We start from the raw sequence: 15,246 nt of genomic DNA on the forward strand, positions 1-15,246 counted from the left end.
CGATGTCGCCTGCCCACCGCCACCACCCGCGCCCGCATTGCCGTGGCCCCGACGAACGAGGACGCTTCGCCTGTGATTTCCCCGCTCGAAATGACCCTGCTGCTGCTGCTGGCCTCGGTGGTGGGCGTCGTCGTATTCCGCTCGCTGAACCTGCCGCCGATGCTCGGCTACCTGACCGTCGGCATCCTGGTCGGCCCGCACGCATTTGGCGTCGCGGCAGATCTCGAACGGGCCGAGCACCTCGCGGAATTCGGCGTGGTGTTCCTGATGTTTTCGATCGGCCTCGAATTCTCGCTCGCGAAGCTGAGGGCGATGCAGCGGCTCGTGTTCGGGCTCGGCCTGCTGCAGGTCGTCGCGACCCTCGTGCTCGCGCTCGTGCTCGGCGTGCTGTTCGAGCGCTGGGTGCACATCACGTGGCAGGGCAGCATCGCGCTCGGCGGCGCGCTCGCGATGTCGTCGACGGCGATCGTGTCGAAGATGCTCGCCGAGCGGCTCGAGATCGAGACGGAGCACGGCCGCAACATCTTCGGCGTGCTGCTGTTCCAGGATCTCGCGGTCGTGCCGCTGCTGATCGTGATCGCCGCGTTCGGCGCCGAATCGTCGAAGGATCTCGCGATCACGCTCGGTTTCGCGGCGGTCAAGATCGTGATCGCGCTCACGCTGCTGCTGGTCATCGGCCAGCGTTTCATGACGCGCTGGCTCAACGTCGTCGCGCGGCGCCGCTCGCAGGAGCTGTTCGTGCTGAACCTGCTGCTCGTCACGCTCGGCGCCGCGTTCGTCACCGACCGCTTCGGCCTGTCGCTCGCGCTCGGCGCGTTCATCGCCGGGATGCTCATTTCCGAGACGCCGTTCCGCCATCAGGTGGAAGAGGACATCAAGCCGTTCCGCGACGTGCTGCTCGGCCTGTTCTTCGTGACGACGGGGATGCTGCTCGATCCGCGCGTGATCTGGGAGCATCCGTTGATCGTGCTCGGCTTTTTCGTCGGGCAGATCCTGTTCAAGGCGACGATGATCGCGGGGCTCGCACGGCTGTTCGGCGCGACGCCGGGCGTGGCGATGCGCACGGGGATCGGCCTCGCGCAGGCCGGCGAATTCGGCTTCGTGCTGCTGAACCTGATCCTCGACCGGCATCTCGTCGATTCGACGCTGCTGCAGGCGATCCTCGCATCGATGCTGCTGTCGATGCTCGCCGCGCCATTCCTGATCCAGAACGCCGACCGCATCGTGATGCGGCTGTCGTCGACGGAGTGGATGCAGCAATCGCTGCAGATGACGCGGATCGCGACGCAAAGCCTCAAGCAGCGCGGCCACGTGATCATCTGCGGCTATGGCCGCGCGGGCCAGAACCTGGCGCGCATGCTCGAGCAGGAAGGCATTTCGTACGTCGCGCTCGACCTCGATCCCGATCGCGTCAGCGCGGCCGCGACGGCCGGCGAATCGGTCGTGTTCGGCGACGCGGCGCGCCGCGAGTCGCTGCTCGCGGCCGGTATCCACCGTGCGGCGGCCGTCGCGATCACCTACGCGAACACGCCGTCCGCGCTGCGCGTGCTGCATCACGTGCACGAGCTCGAGCCGACGCTGCCGGCGATCGTGCGCACGGTCGACGATGCCGATCTGGAGAAGCTGCTCGCAGCCGGCGCGACCGAGGTGATTCCGGAGATCGTCGAAGGCAGCCTGATGCTCGCGTCGCATACGCTGGTGCTGGTCGGCGTACCGATGCGCAAGGTCGTGCGGCGCGTCGAGGAGATGCGCGACGAGCGCTACAGCCTGCTGCGCGGCTATTTCCGCGGCGCGGACGATGCGGACGACGACGATCACGAGCAGGTGCGGCTACAATCGGTGCCGGTCGATGCGCGCGCGGACGCGGTCGGGCGTTCGCTGGAAGAACTCGGGCTGTACGCGCTCGGGCTGGAAGTCACCGCGATCCGCCGGCACGGCATTCGCGGCGTCGAACCCGATCCGCAAACCAAGCTGCGCGCGAGCGACATCGTGGTGCTGCGCGGGCTGCCCGAGGCGCTCGCGCTCGCGGAGGAGCGGTTGTCGCGCCATCGGCGCGATCCGCCGGCCGCGGCTGCGTGAGCCGCGATTCGCAACCTGACCCGTATTGATCAGAAACGGTGCCCGATCTTCGCGCACCGTTTTTTTCGGAGAGTTTCATGCCGCATTCGTCGTCGGGCGCACCGCTCGATCCGGTCGCCTTCATCCATAGCCAGATCCGCACGGTGCCCGACTGGCCGCAGCCGGGCGTGCAGTTCCGCGACATCACGACGCTGCTGCAGAGCCCGAAGGCGCTGCGCATCCTCGTCGACCTGTTCGTCGAACGCTATGTCGATGCGAAGCTCGATTACGTCGCGGGCCTCGACGCGCGCGGCTTCATCATCGCGCCGATCGTTGCGTACGAGCTGAGCGTCGGCTTCGTGCCGATCCGCAAGGTCGGCAAGCTGCCGTACAAGACCCGTTCGGAATCGTACGACCTCGAATACGGCAGCGCGACGGTCGAGATCCACGAAGATGCGTGCCGCCCCGGCGACCGCGTGATCATCATGGACGACCTGATCGCGACCGGCGGCACGATGATGGCGGGGCGCAACCTGCTGCAGCGGCTCGGCGCGGTGGTCGTCGAAGGCGCGGCGATCATCGACCTGCCCGATCTCGGCGGCTCCGCGCTGCTGCGCAACGCCGGCCTGCCCGTCTATACCGTTACCGAATTCTCCGGCCACTGAACGCCGGTCCGCCCCGGGGTACCGCCCCGGCTTGCCCGGTTCACCCGGGTCACGCTACGCAGCGAGGTCACGATGCCCAACTTCATGCTGTTTCTCGCCACGTCGATCGCGATCACGCTCGCGCCGGGGCCCGACAACCTGCAGGTGCTCGCACGCGGCATCTCGCAGGGCCGCGCGGCCGGCTTCGTCGCCGCGCTCGGCTTCACGGCGGGGATCCTGTTCCACACGATGCTCGCGGCGCTCGGCGTCGCGGCCGTGCTGCGTTCGTCGCCGGTCGCGTTCCAGATCCTGAAGCTCGCGGGCGCCGCGTACCTCGTGTGGATCGGTATCAAGGCGCTGCGCAGCCAGGGCCTCGCGAATGCGCATGCGCGCCCGCCGCAGCCGCTCGGCGCGATTTTCCGGCAGAGCGTGATCGGCAACCTGATGAACCCGAAGGTCACGCTGTTCTTCGTCGTGTTCCTGCCGCAGTTCGTCGATCCGCACGGCGCGCAGGGCGTGACGCTGCAGATGTTCGAGCTCGGCGCGCTGTTCATGCTGCAGACGGCCGCGGTCTTCTCGCTGTTCGGTGTCGGCGCGGGCATGATCGGCGCGTGGCTGAAGCGTCGCCCGAAGGCCGGCGTGTGGCTCGACCGGATCGCCGGCGCGACGTTCATCGCGATCGGCATCCGGGTCGCGCTGAAGGATTGAGCGCGATGACGTTTCCCTGCATCGCGGCCGCGCGCCGCTTCGATCCGGCCGCGCACCTGCGCTTCGAGATCGCCGGCCAGGCGGTCGGCTGGGTGCGCCGCCGGGACGTCGCGAAGCTCGCGCGCTGGCCCGACGTGTTCGAGCTGACCGGCGAGCGGGTCGTGCTGTCGGCGCGCTACGATTCGGTCGACGCGCGCAGCATGGCGCTCGCCAGCGCGATCGGCGCGCTCGCCGCCGAAGGCGCGATTCCCGGCTGGCGCGACGAGATCTATGCGATACGCAACCGCTTCGACGATCCGCCGCTCGCGTACATCGAGCGCGCCGCTTCGCGCTTCTTCGGCACGCAGACCTATGCGGTGCACGTGAACGGCATCGTAGAATACGCGGTTACGCCGGGCGAGCCGGCCGCCGCGGCCACGCCGAAGCTGTGGCTCGGCCGCCGCAGCTCGACCAAGGCCACGGACCCCGGCATGCTCGACAACGTCGTCGCCGGCGGGATCGGCTGGGGGCTGGGCGTTCACGAGACGCTCGCGAAGGAATGCTGGGAAGAAGCCGGCATTCCGGCCGACCTGGCGGCGCGTGCGATCGCGGGCCGCGCGGTACAGGTGCTGAACGCGCTGCCGGAAGGCACGCAGTCTGAACTGATCTTCGTGTACGACCTGCCGCTGCCGCACGACTTCGCGCCGCGCAACCAGGACGGCGAAGTGGCCGAACACCTGCTGGCCGGCGTGCCGGAGGTGATCGGCTGGTTGCGCGAAGGCCGCGCGACGATGGATGCGAGCCTCGCGACGCTCGATACGCTGCTGCGCCACCGCTGGATTCCGGCGGCCGACGCGGCCGGCATCGACGCGCTGTTCGTACCGGCCGCGTGACGCGCGCCGCGCGGCGCGAACGGGCAATTTGACGAATACGGAAACAATGGGAGTAGCGGTCATGCCGACCGATCACAGCTTTATCTTGAAACTGTCGTGCCCCGACCGGCACGGCATCGTCCATGCGGTCTCGGGCTTCCTGTTCGAGCGCAGCAACAACATCCTCGATTCCGCGCAGTTCGGCGACAGCCGCACCGGCGAGTTCTTCATGCGCGTGCACTTCGAGCAGGACGGCGGCGGCGTGGATGCCGCGTCGGCGCTCGACACGCTTCGCAAGGAATTCGCGCCGCTTGCCGAACAGTTCTCGATGCGCTGGGAGCTGCACGATGCGGCCGTGAAGCCGCGCGTCGTGATCATGGTGTCGAAGATCGGCCACTGCCTGAACGACCTGCTGTTCCGCTATCGCACCGGCCAGTTGCCGATCGAGATTCCGGCGATCGTGTCGAATCACAAGGAGTTCTATCAGCTCGCCGCGAGCTACAACATTCCGTTCCATCACTTCCCGCTGGTCGGCGGGTCGTCCGATGCCGCGAAGGCGGCGCAGGAAGCGCGCGTGCTGGAAGTGATCGACGAGCATCAGACCGATCTCGTCGTGCTCGCGCGCTACATGCAGATCCTGTCGCCGAACATGTGCGAGCAGCTCGCCGGGCGCGCGATCAACATCCACCATTCGTTCCTGCCGAGCTTCAAGGGCGCGAAGCCTTACTACCAGGCGTTCGACCGCGGCGTGAAGCTGATCGGCGCGACTGCGCACTACGTGACGACCGATCTCGACGAAGGCCCGATCATCGAGCAGGAAGTCGAGCGCGTCGACCACAGCATGACGCCCGACCAGTTGACCGCGATCGGCCGCGACGTCGAGTGCGTGACGCTCGCGCGCGCGGTGAAGTGGCACGTCGAGCACCGGATCGTGCTGAACGGGACGAAGACGGTCGTGTTCCGCTGATCCGCCGGCCCGAAAGGCTGGCTCCACGAGCAAAAACGCCGCGCCCTTCACCGGGCGCGGCGTTTTTTCGCCGTTGGCGAGCGGGCGACTTCAGATCAGCCGCAGCAGGTACAGCTCGCGTTTCAGGTACGCATAGAAGATCGGCGCGGCGATCACGCCCGGCAGCCCGAACGCGGCTTCCATGATCAGCATCGCCAATAGCAGCTCCCACGCGCGCGACTCGATCTGGCCGCCAATGATCTTCGCGTTCAGGAAATATTCGAGCTTGTGGATGACCACGAGGAACGCGAGCGACGCGATCGCGGTGCCCATGCTGACCGACAGCGACACCGCGACGATCAGCGTGTTCGAGATCAGGTTGCCGATCACGGGCAGCAGGCCGACGATGAACGTGACGAGCACGAGCGTTTTCGACAGCGGCAGCCGCTGGTGGAAGATCGGCAGCGCGACGAGCAGGTAGATGCCGGTGAAGGCCGCGTTGATCGCCGAGATCTTGATCTGTGCGAACACGATGCGGCGGAACGCATCGGCGAAGCGCGACACGCGTGTGACGAGCGCGGTCGACAGCGGCCGGCGCACCTTGCCCTGCTCGACGCCGATCGCGATCATCGCGCCGATTATCATCCCGAACAGCACGTGGCCGAAGCCGCGCGCGACGCTCTTGCCGCTTTGCTGGAGCTGGTCCATGTGCGAATGCATCAGCACGGCCGCCTTCGTCTTCATCTGTTCGACGTCGACGGGCAGCAGATTGGCGATCCACGCCGGCGTGCGTGCGCGCGTCTGCTCGACGATCTGCATCAACTGGTCGAGCAAGCTCTGCAGGTTCGGCACCGTGTGCTCGAAATGCTCGATGATGCCGATCGTCAGGCCGGTGAGCCCGCCGACGATCGCGATCGACAGCAGCACGACGGCGACCCAGCGCGCGCGCATGCTCGTGGTATGGCGTTCGATCACGGGCGCGATCGTGTGGATCAGCTGATAGACGAGCAGGCCGGCCAGCATCCCGCCGAGCAGCCGGAGCTCGAGGACGAGCCACATCATGACGAGCGCGAAGAGATAACTGCCGATCTCGAGCGCCGACAGCTTCGGCAGGCTCAAGTCGCTCGTCAGCCGCACGCTGCGCAGGTGCGGCTCGCGGTTCTGCGTGTCGCGCGACTCTTGTTGCTTCTCCATCGTGGATTCCTGTCCCTCGGTGTGTCGTGCCGCGCAGCGCGAGGCAGAGCGCCGGTCGCCCGATGCCGGTCGCCCGATGCCGGTCGCCCGATGCCGCACCGGATTGGTGCGGATGGCGAACCTTACGACCGTAAAGTATAGCTGCCATTATGGTCCGCAAACGGGCCGTTTGGCGCGTGGTGTAAACGCAGAAGGGAAAACGAGGGGGCGGCCTGCCGTCGACACGCGCGCGGCTGGGCCGCCGCGCGCGGGGAAGGGCGGAGCCGGCGGAATGGGGTCAGCCGGCCGCGACTTTGCGGGTCGGACGCTTGAGCAGCGGCGCGAGGTACTTGCCGGTGAAGCTCGCCTTCGTCTTCGCGACCTGCTCGGGCGTGCCCTGCGCGATGATCTGGCCGCCGCCGGCGCCGCCTTCGGGGCCGAGGTCGATCACCCAGTCGGCCGTCTTGATCACGTCGAGATTGTGCTCGATGATCACGACCGTGTTGCCCTGGTCGCGCAGCCGGTGGATCACTTCCAGCAGCAGCGCGATGTCGTGGAAGTGCAGGCCGGTGGTCGGCTCGTCGAGGATGTACAGCGTGCGGCCGGTGTCGCGCTTGCTCAGCTCCAGCGACAGCTTCACGCGCTGCGCCTCGCCGCCCGACAGCGTCGTGGCCGACTGGCCGAGGCGGATGTAGCCGAGGCCGACGTCGAGCAGCGTCTTCAGCTTGCGCGCGATGACCGGCACCGCGCTGAAGAACTCGTACGCGTGCTCGACCGTCATGTCGAGCACTTCGCTGATGTTCTTGCCCTTGTACTGCACTTCGAGCGTTTCGCGGTTGTAGCGCTTGCCGTGGCACACGTCGCACGGCACGTAGACGTCCGGCAGGAAGTGCATCTCGACCTTCAGCACGCCGTCGCCCTGGCACGATTCGCAGCGGCCGCCCTTCACGTTGAACGAGAAGCGGCCCGGATCGTAGCCGCGCTCCTTCGCGGTCGGCACGCCCGAGAACAGCTCGCGGATCGGCGTGAACAGGCCGGTGTACGTGGCCGGGTTCGAGCGCGGCGTGCGGCCGATCGGCGACTGGTCGACGTTGATCACCTTGTCGAAGTGCTCGAGGCCCTCGATCGCCTCGTGCGGCGCCGGCTCGGCAGCCGAGCCGTACAGGTGGCGCGCGACCGCGTGATACAGCGTGTCGTTGATCAGCGTCGACTTGCCGGAGCCCGACACGCCGGTGATGCAGGTCAGCAGCCCGACCGGCAGTTCGAGATCGACGTGCTTCAGGTTGTTGCCGTGCGCGTCGACGATGCGCAGCATCCGCTCCGGATCGGGTGCGAGCCGCTCGTCCGGGTACTCGATGACGCGCTTGCCGACCAGATACTGGCCGGTCAGCGATTGCGGGTTCGACTGCACCTGCTTCGGCGTGCCTTCGGCGACCACGATGCCGCCGTGCTCGCCCGCGCCGGGGCCCATGTCCACGACGTAGTCGGCCGTGCGGATCATGTCCTCGTCGTGCTCGACGACGATCACCGAGTTGCCGAGGTCGCGCAGATGCTTGAGCGTCGCGATCAGGCGGTCGTTGTCGCGCTGGTGCAGCCCGATCGACGGCTCGTCGAGCACGTACATCACGCCCGTGAGGCCCGAGCCGATCTGCGACGCGAGCCGGATCCGCTGCGCCTCGCCGCCCGACAGCGTTTCGGCGCTGCGCTCGAGCGACAGGTAATCGAGGCCGACGTTGTTCAGGAACGTCAGGCGCGCGACGATTTCCTTGATCACCTTGTCGGCGATCTCGCGCTTCGCGCCTTCGAGCGTCAGCCCGTCGAAATAGCCGAGCGCGTCGCGCAGCGGCCAGCCGCTGATTTCATAGATGCCGCGCGCGTGGTCGCCGGTGCCGATCCGCACGTGGCGTGCCTCGCGACGCAGGCGCGTGCCGTCGCACGCCGGGCACGGCTGGTTGTTCTGGTATTTCGACAGCTCTTCGCGCACCGCGACCGAATCGGTCTCGCGGTAGCGGCGCTCCAGATTCGGGATGATCCCTTCGAACACGTGCTCGCGGATCGTCGTGCGGCCGCGCTCGTTGATGTACGAGAACGGAATCGTCTGCTTGCCCGAGCCGAACAGCAGCACCTTCCGGATCTTTTCGGGCAGATCCTCGAAGGCGGCGTCGATGTCGAATTCGTAGAAGGCCGCGAGGCTCTGCAGCATCTGGAAGTAGAACTGGTTGCGGCGGTCCCAGCCCTTCACGGCGCCGGCGGCGAGCGACAGCGACGGGTGCGCGACGACCCGCTTCGGGTCGAAGAACGTGATCTGACCGAGGCCGTCGCATTCCGGGCACGCGCCCATCGGGTTGTTGAACGAGAACAGGCGCGGCTCGAGCTCCTGCAGCGAGTACGAGCAGACCGGGCACGCGAACTTCGAGCTGAACAGGTGCTCGCGGTCGGTATCCATCTCGAGCGCGATCGCGCGGCCGTCGGCGAGGCGCAGCGCCGTCTCGAACGATTCGGCGAGCCGCTGCTTCATGTCCGGGCGCACCTTCAGGCGATCGACGACGACGTCGATCGTGTGCTTGTCGTTCTTCTTCAGCTTCGGCAGCGACTCGACCTCGTAGATCTTCGCGACGCCTTCGTTCGCGGCGCCGCCGCCCGAGCGCACGCGAAAGCGCACGAAGCCCTGCGCCTGCATCTCCTCGAACAGCTCGACGTGCTCGCCCTTGCGGTTCGCGACGACGGGCGCGAGGATCATCAGCTTGGTTTCCTCGGGCAGCGCGAGCGCCGCGTCGACCATCTGCGACACGCTTTGCGCCTCGAGCGGGATGTCGTGGTCGGGGCAGTACGGGGTGCCGACACGTGCGTACAAAAGTCGCAGGTAGTCGTGGATTTCGGTGACCGTGCCGACGGTCGAACGCGGATTGTGGGACGTTGCCTTCTGCTCGATCGAGATCGCCGGCGACAGCCCCTCGATCAGGTCGACGTCGGGCTTCTCCATCAGCTGCAGGAACTGGCGGGCGTACGCGGACAGGCTTTCCACGTAGCGGCGCTGGCCTTCGGCATAAAGGGTATCGAACGCGAGCGACGACTTGCCCGACCCGGACAACCCGGTAATCACGACCAGCTTGTGGCGCGGCAGGTCGAGATTGACGTTTTTCAGGTTGTGGGTGCGTGCCCCACGGATACGGATCTGTTCCATGAACCTGGCGAAAATGGAGGGAACCAAACCTGCTACTATAACGGCTTTTCGAGACCGTCGTTTACGGCCCCCAGCCTTTACAGCAGGTGGCAGCAAGGCGACACCTGCGCCGGGGAAAGCGGTCGCGCCGCACGTTCCGGGCGGCCCGCAGGCCGCCTGCATCCGGCCCCGACGTGTGGCCCCGAAAGGCCGCCAGGCCGCCGGTCCTGATCTTCCGCCGCCCGCCGCCGGGCGGACATTCCGATCATTCGAAATTCATTCCCGATGTCCAATCCGTCTGCCACGTCTTCCCGCATGACCGCGCCCGAACTGCGCGCGACCACGTCGCTCGCGGCGATCTTCGCGCTGCGCATGCTCGGCCTGTTCATGATCATGCCGGTGTTCTCGGTCTACGCGAAAACCATCCCGGGCGGCGACAACGTGCTGCTCGTCGGTATCGCGCTCGGGGCCTACGGCGTCACGCAGTCGCTGTTCTATATCTTCTACGGCTGGGCGTCCGACAAGTTCGGCCGCAAGCCGGTGATCGCAACGGGCCTCGTGATCTTCGCGCTCGGCAGCTTCGTCGCCGCGTTCGCACACGACATCACGTGGATCATCGTCGGCCGCGTGATCCAGGGGATGGGCGCGGTGTCGTCCGCGGTGCTCGCGTTCATCGCCGACCTGACCTCCGAGCAGAACCGCACGAAGGCGATGGCGATGGTCGGCGGCTCGATCGGCGTGTCGTTCGCGGTCGCGATCGTCGGCGCGCCGATCGTGTTCCATTGGGTCGGGATGAGCGGACTGTTCGCGATCGTCGGCGTGCTGTCGATCCTCGCGATCGGCGTCGTGCTGTGGATCGTGCCCGACGCGGCCAAGCCCGTGCACGTGCCCGCGCCGTTCGCCGAGGTGCTGCACAACGTCGAGCTGCTGCGCCTGAACTTCGGCGTGCTGGTGCTGCATGCGACACAGACGGCGCTGTTCCTCGTCGTGCCGCGCCTGCTGGTGGACGGCGGGCTGCCGGTCGCCGCGCACTGGAAGGTCTACCTGCCGGTGATGGGGCTCGCGTTCGTGATGATGGTGCCGGCGATCATCGTCGCGGAAAAGCGGGGCAAGATGAAGCCGGTGCTGCTCGGCGGCATTCTGGCTATCCTGATCGGCCAATTGTTGCTCGGCAGCGCACCGCATACCATTCTGATTGTGGCGGCGATCCTGTTCGTGTACTTCCTCGGGTTCAACATCCTGGAAGCGTCGCAGCCGTCGCTCGTGTCGAAGCTCGCGCCGGGTTCGCGCAAGGGCGCGGCCACGGGTGTCTACAACACCACGCAGTCGGTCGGGCTCGCGCTCGGCGGCATCGTGGGCGGCTGGCTGCTGAAGCACGGCGGGGCGAACACGGTGTTTTACACGTGTTCGGGGCTCGTTGCCGCGTGGCTTATAATCGCGGCCAGCATGAAAGCGCCGCCGCGCAAGGCCTGAATCTGATCGTCGGGCAGGCACGGGCGGCGTTCGCCGGCTCGCCCGGCGGGCCGCTCCGACGGCTTTCGCGGGCGGCCCCGCATCGAATTTACTGGAGAAACACATGGCATCCGTCAACAAGGTCATCCTCGTCGGCAATCTCGGCGCCGATCCTGAAGTCCGTTACCTGCCGAGCGGCGACGCGGTTGCGAACATCCGTCTCGCAACGACCGATCGCTACAAGGACAAGGCGAGCGGCGATTTCAAGGAAATGACCGAGTGGCATCGCGTCGCGTTCTTCGGCCGCCTGGCGGAAATCGTCAGCGAATACCTGAAGAAGGGTTCGTCGGTCTATATCGAAGGCCGCATCCGTACGCGCAAGTGGCAGGGCCAGGACGGCCAGGACCGTTACTCGACCGAAATCGTTGCCGAACAGATGCAGATGCTCGGCGGCCGCGGTGGTTCGGGCGGCGGCGGTGGCGGCGGTGACGAAGGCGGTTATGGCGGCGGCTACGGTGGTGGCGGCGGCCGCGGCGAGCAGGCGGAGCGCGGCGGTGGCGGCGGTCGTGCCGGCGGCGCGACGCGTGGCGGTGCGGGTGGCGGCGGCCAGAGCCGTCCGAGCGCACCGGCAGGCGGCGGGTTCGACGAGATGGACGACGATATTCCGTTCTGACCGCAAGTCGCACCCCCGCATCACGATGGGCCCGAATGTCCGTGTCAAGCCAGTCGCTTGGCCCGGGTTTTCGGGCCTTGCTTCGTTTACGTCGCGCCTGCCTGCCGCGCTCGGGATGAAACGTGGCTGACGCACTCCCCGACCTCATTGCTCCCCGTCTCGACGTCCTGTTCTGCGGGATCAATCCCGGCCTGATCGCGGCCGCGACCGGCCATCACTTCGCGGGAAGAAACAACCGCTTCTGGCGCGTGATCCATCTCGCGGGTTTCACGCCGACTGAGCTTGCGCCGCAGGACGATCGCGCGATACTCCGTTACGGCTGCGGGCTGACGGCCGTGGTGCCGCGACCGACCGCGCGTGCCGATCAGCTTTCGCGCGCGGAATTCATGGCCGCGGCCGCCGCGTTCGAACACAAGGTCGCGCAGCATGCGCCGCGCTTCGTCGCGTTTCTCGGCAAGGCGGCGTATTCGGCGCTGTCGGGGCAGCGCGAAGTCGCGTGGGGAGCGCAGCCATCGAGCATCCGGCAAGCGCGGGTGTGGGTGCTGCCCAACCCCAGCGGGAGAAACCTCGCATTCGCGCTCGACGATCTGGTCGATGCGTATCGTGAGCTTCATCTCGCGGCGATGACGGAGAAGGACGATGCGACGCAGTAAGACCGCGGCTCCATGGCCCGGCACCATCGTGCCGCGCGCATTCTTCAACCGCATGGCCACCGAGGTGGCGCCGCAGCTGCTCAACAAGATCCTCGCGGCCGCGGACGGCCGGGCCGGCCGCATCGTCGAAGTGGAAGCGTATGCGGGCGCGCTCGATCCGGCCGCGCACACCTATCGCGGCAAGACGCCGCGCAATGCGACGATGTTCGGGCCGCCCGGGCACTTCTACGTTTATTTCACGTACGGCATGCACTGGTGCTGCAACTGCATATGTGGCCCGGACGGCGCGGGAACGGGCGTGCTGATCCGCGCGCTGGAGCCGCTGCACGGGCTCGAGCGGATGCGTGCGGCGCGGCCGCCGCGCACGCGAGATCGCGACCTGTGCCGCGGGCCGGCGCGGTTGACGCAGGCGATGGGGATCGGCGGCGCGCAGGATGGCGTCGACCTGGTCGGCGCGCATGAAGGGTTCGCGATCGTCGACGACGGGATGGCGCCGCCCGCCGACCCGGCGGGCGGGCCGCGCATCGGCATTCGCGTCGGCCAGGATCTGCCGTGGCGGTGGAGCGTGCTCGGCAACCGGTACGTATCGGGCGCGGTGCCACGCATGTGACGGGTGTCGCGCACACGTCGCGCCGAATTCGATCTGCGTCACGCAGCCGCCATGATTGGCCGGCTAAGCTGGCCGTTTCGACGTTTCGATCGAGGGGACACCATGCGGCGGGTCGTATTCAACCAGAAGGGCGGCGTGGGCAAGTCGACGATCGTCTGCAACCTGGCGGCGATCGGTGCGAGCGAAGGATTGCGCACGCTCGTCATCGATCTCGATGCGCAGGCGAACTCGACGCGCTACCTGCTCGGCGACGCCGCGGCCGACGCGCAACCGGGCGTCGCCGGCTTCTTCGAAACCGCGCTGACCTTCAACTTCCGTCCGGTGGACATCGCGTCGTTCATCCACGCGACCCCGTTCGACGGGCTCGACGTGATGCCTGCGCATCCGGATCTCGACACGCTGCACGGCAAGCTCGAATCGCGCTACAAGATCTACAAGCTGCGCGATGCGCTGAACGAGCTCGACATGTACGACGCCGTATACATCGACACGCCGCCCGCGCTGAATTTCTATACGCGCTCGGCGCTGATCGCGGTCGAACGCTGCCTGATCCCGTTCGACTGCGACGATTTCTCGCGCCGCGCGCTGTACACGCTGCTCGAGAACGTGAAGGAAATCCAGCAGGACCACAACGCGGCGCTCGAGGTGGAAGGGATCGTCATCAACCAGTTCCAGCCGCGCGCGAGCCTGCCGCAACGGCTGGTCGACGAACTCGTCGACGAAGGGTTGCCGGTACTCGCGTCGCGGTTGTCCGCGTCGGTGAAGATCCGCGAATCGCATCAGCAGTCGACGCCGGTGATCCATCTCGAGCCGACGCACAAGCTCGCGCAGGAGTTTCGCGCGCTGCATCGCGAACTGGCCGGCTGATCCCGCGCCCGACCGCGTCGACCGGGGCCGCTTCAAGCGGCCTTTTTTTATCGCGTCCCGTAATTCGTCCGATTATTGAATTCGTTATTAATAAAGCCGAAAACGATTTCATGGCAAATCCAGAAAAACGATTACACAGATGGTTTTTGATTTCCAAAGAGGGCCGGTTTTCTAATAAGCAGAATAATGAATTGGTAAATATTGTGCGACACCAGGTTGCGCTATGCTGCAAAAGGTAAAAATGCATTGCGGGTCGGAGCAGGCGAGATCAGGGTTGCGAGGTCGGCGCCCCGCAAGCTTCGGCGGTCGCTCTAAAGGGTAATAAGGGTTTATACCTATCATTAATGCCACTTAATTGACAATTAATCGCTCTAGAATGGCTTCCTTCAACTACCCGCGCCCAAATGGGTGACGGGTTGTCAATAAGGAAGCGGGTGTCGATCAAGCTTCCATTTTTCTCAAGTCGTCTCTCGCATTGCTAACAGGAGCGTGCCCGATGTCCGTATTTGCCCCCGAAAAACTCGCCGCCGATTATCAATCCGGTATCGCCGCCTGGTTCGCGATCGCCCGTCCGGCGATCCACGGTTTCGAGGCCGTCGTCGAACTCAACCTGCAGGCGGCCAGGACGGCGCTCGAGGAATACGAGGACAAGCTGAAGAACGCGTTCAACGGCAACAACCCGGCCGCAGGTTTCGCGCAGCAGGTTGCCGCGCCGCAGGAAGCGGCCGGCAAGGTCGTGTCGTACGGCCGCCATCTGTTCGACATCGCGGTGTCGACCCAGTCCGAATGGGCGAAGGTCGCGCAGGCGCAGTACGAGCAGAACGACAAGCGTCTGAAGGACGTGCTCGGCGAACTGTCGAAGCATGCGCCGGCCGGCTCGGCGCCGGTGGTGGCCGCGCTGAATTCGGCGCTGTCCGCGGCGAGCGCCGCGGCCGACTCCGTGCGTGCGGCGACGGGTCAGGCGCTCGAAGCGGCGCAGAGCGGCTTCGATGCGGTCAGCGAAACGGCCACGCGCGGCGCCAAGCAGACGGCGGCCGCCGCCCGCAAGGACGCAGCGGCTGCGCGCGAATCGGCAGCGTAACCGCGTGAGTGCGTGTCGCGCGCAGGCGCGACACGATTGACCGGCGCCGGATGACGCCGGACGCCGCGTGTGCCACGCGGGGTCCGGCGAACGCCCGGTGCGCCGCAAGACGACCGTGCACGGTTGCCCGTGCCGCGGTGTGCCGTGCCGCCGGTGCGAACGGATGCTGCCCGCCATGCGGCGCCATGCGGCCGCGCTCGGGCCGGATGGCCCGGCGCACGCCATCGCCACGTGCTGCCGCCTCGTGCCGGCGTCAGAACGACGAACTGATTTCAACGCAGGGATTGAACATGACGGATGTAGTGATCGTATCGGCCGCGCGGACCGCGGTCGGCAAATTCGGCGGCTCGCTGGCAAAGATTGCGGC

At 66.7% G+C, this 15,246-nt stretch carries 13 protein-coding genes; 11 read left to right on the forward strand and 2 right to left on the reverse strand.

Translation table 11 applies throughout. The features are described from left to right. The first annotated feature begins 72 nt into the window (after positions 1-72). From WS89_RS29080 to purU, 5 genes are all read left to right on the forward strand, one after another. Positions 73-2,079, forward strand: a complete 2,007-nt coding sequence (locus WS89_RS29080) for a monovalent cation:proton antiporter family protein (RefSeq protein ID WP_059506665.1) — start codon at positions 73-75, stop codon at positions 2,077-2,079. A gap of 77 nt (positions 2,080-2,156) precedes the next feature. Next, positions 2,157-2,723: an adenine phosphoribosyltransferase gene (locus WS89_RS29085; RefSeq protein ID WP_034178636.1), complete on the forward strand. Its 567-nt coding sequence runs from the start codon at positions 2,157-2,159 to the stop codon at positions 2,721-2,723. 72 nt (positions 2,724-2,795) lie between these two features. Continuing rightward, the gene (locus WS89_RS29090; protein WP_059795519.1) at positions 2,796-3,410 is read left to right on the forward strand and encodes a LysE family translocator; all 615 of its coding nucleotides are present in this window, start codon (positions 2,796-2,798) and stop codon (positions 3,408-3,410) included. Positions 3,411-3,415: 5 nt separating this feature from the next. Beyond that, entirely contained in the window at positions 3,416-4,282 is an 867-nt protein-coding gene (locus WS89_RS29095; RefSeq protein WP_059795521.1) for an NUDIX hydrolase, read from the forward strand. 61 nt (positions 4,283-4,343) lie between these two features. Continuing rightward, positions 4,344-5,228 carry a formyltetrahydrofolate deformylase gene (gene purU / locus WS89_RS29100; RefSeq protein WP_059795522.1) on the forward strand — a complete coding sequence of 295 codons (885 nt, stop codon included), beginning with the start codon at positions 4,344-4,346 and terminating at the stop codon, positions 5,226-5,228. A gap of 90 nt (positions 5,229-5,318) precedes the next feature. Here the strand turns inward: purU and WS89_RS29105 are convergent, their stop codons facing one another. Both WS89_RS29105 and uvrA read right to left on the reverse strand, forming a co-directional pair. After that, positions 5,319-6,401 carry an AI-2E family transporter gene (locus WS89_RS29105; RefSeq protein ID WP_059506671.1) on the reverse strand — a complete coding sequence of 361 codons (1,083 nt, stop codon included), beginning with the start codon at positions 6,399-6,401 and terminating at the stop codon, positions 5,319-5,321. A gap of 277 nt (positions 6,402-6,678) precedes the next feature. Continuing rightward, complete coding sequence (gene uvrA / locus WS89_RS29110; RefSeq protein ID WP_059795524.1) at positions 6,679-9,564, reverse strand: excinuclease ABC subunit UvrA; 2,886 nt, start codon at positions 9,562-9,564, stop codon at positions 6,679-6,681. 264 nt (positions 9,565-9,828) lie between these two features. On the opposite strand from uvrA, the gene WS89_RS29115 reads away from it, so the two are divergent. The 6 genes from WS89_RS29115 (at position 9,829) to phaP (ending at position 14,879) form a co-directional block, all read left to right on the forward strand. Further along, positions 9,829-11,016 (forward strand): MFS transporter, encoded by a 1,188-nt coding sequence (locus WS89_RS29115; RefSeq protein WP_059506675.1) that lies wholly within the window; start codon positions 9,829-9,831, stop codon positions 11,014-11,016. A 103-nt stretch (positions 11,017-11,119) separates the two neighbouring features. Further along, on the forward strand, positions 11,120-11,668 hold the full coding sequence (locus WS89_RS29120; RefSeq protein WP_059506677.1) for a single-stranded DNA-binding protein: 549 nt from the start codon (positions 11,120-11,122) through the stop codon (positions 11,666-11,668). 122 nt (positions 11,669-11,790) lie between these two features. Next, positions 11,791-12,321, forward strand: a complete 531-nt coding sequence (mug, locus tag WS89_RS29125; RefSeq protein WP_059795525.1) for a G/U mismatch-specific DNA glycosylase — start codon at positions 11,791-11,793, stop codon at positions 12,319-12,321. Further along, positions 12,308-12,931, forward strand: coding sequence for a DNA-3-methyladenine glycosylase (locus WS89_RS29130; protein ID WP_059795527.1), 624 nt, complete (start codon positions 12,308-12,310; stop codon positions 12,929-12,931). The genes mug and WS89_RS29130 overlap by 14 nt, the downstream gene beginning before the upstream one ends. A 102-nt stretch (positions 12,932-13,033) precedes the next feature. Then, a complete protein-coding gene (locus WS89_RS29135; protein ID WP_059795528.1) occupies positions 13,034-13,798 on the forward strand; it encodes a ParA family protein in 765 nt (254 codons plus the stop codon). A 496-nt stretch (positions 13,799-14,294) separates the two neighbouring features. Continuing rightward, on the forward strand, positions 14,295-14,879 hold the full coding sequence (gene phaP, locus WS89_RS29140; RefSeq protein ID WP_059506684.1) for a TIGR01841 family phasin: 585 nt from the start codon (positions 14,295-14,297) through the stop codon (positions 14,877-14,879). Positions 14,880-15,246: the final 367 nt, after the last annotated feature.

This window comes from Burkholderia sp. MSMB1072, from assembly GCF_001524725.1.
GTDB lineage: Bacteria > Pseudomonadota > Gammaproteobacteria > Burkholderiales > Burkholderiaceae > Burkholderia.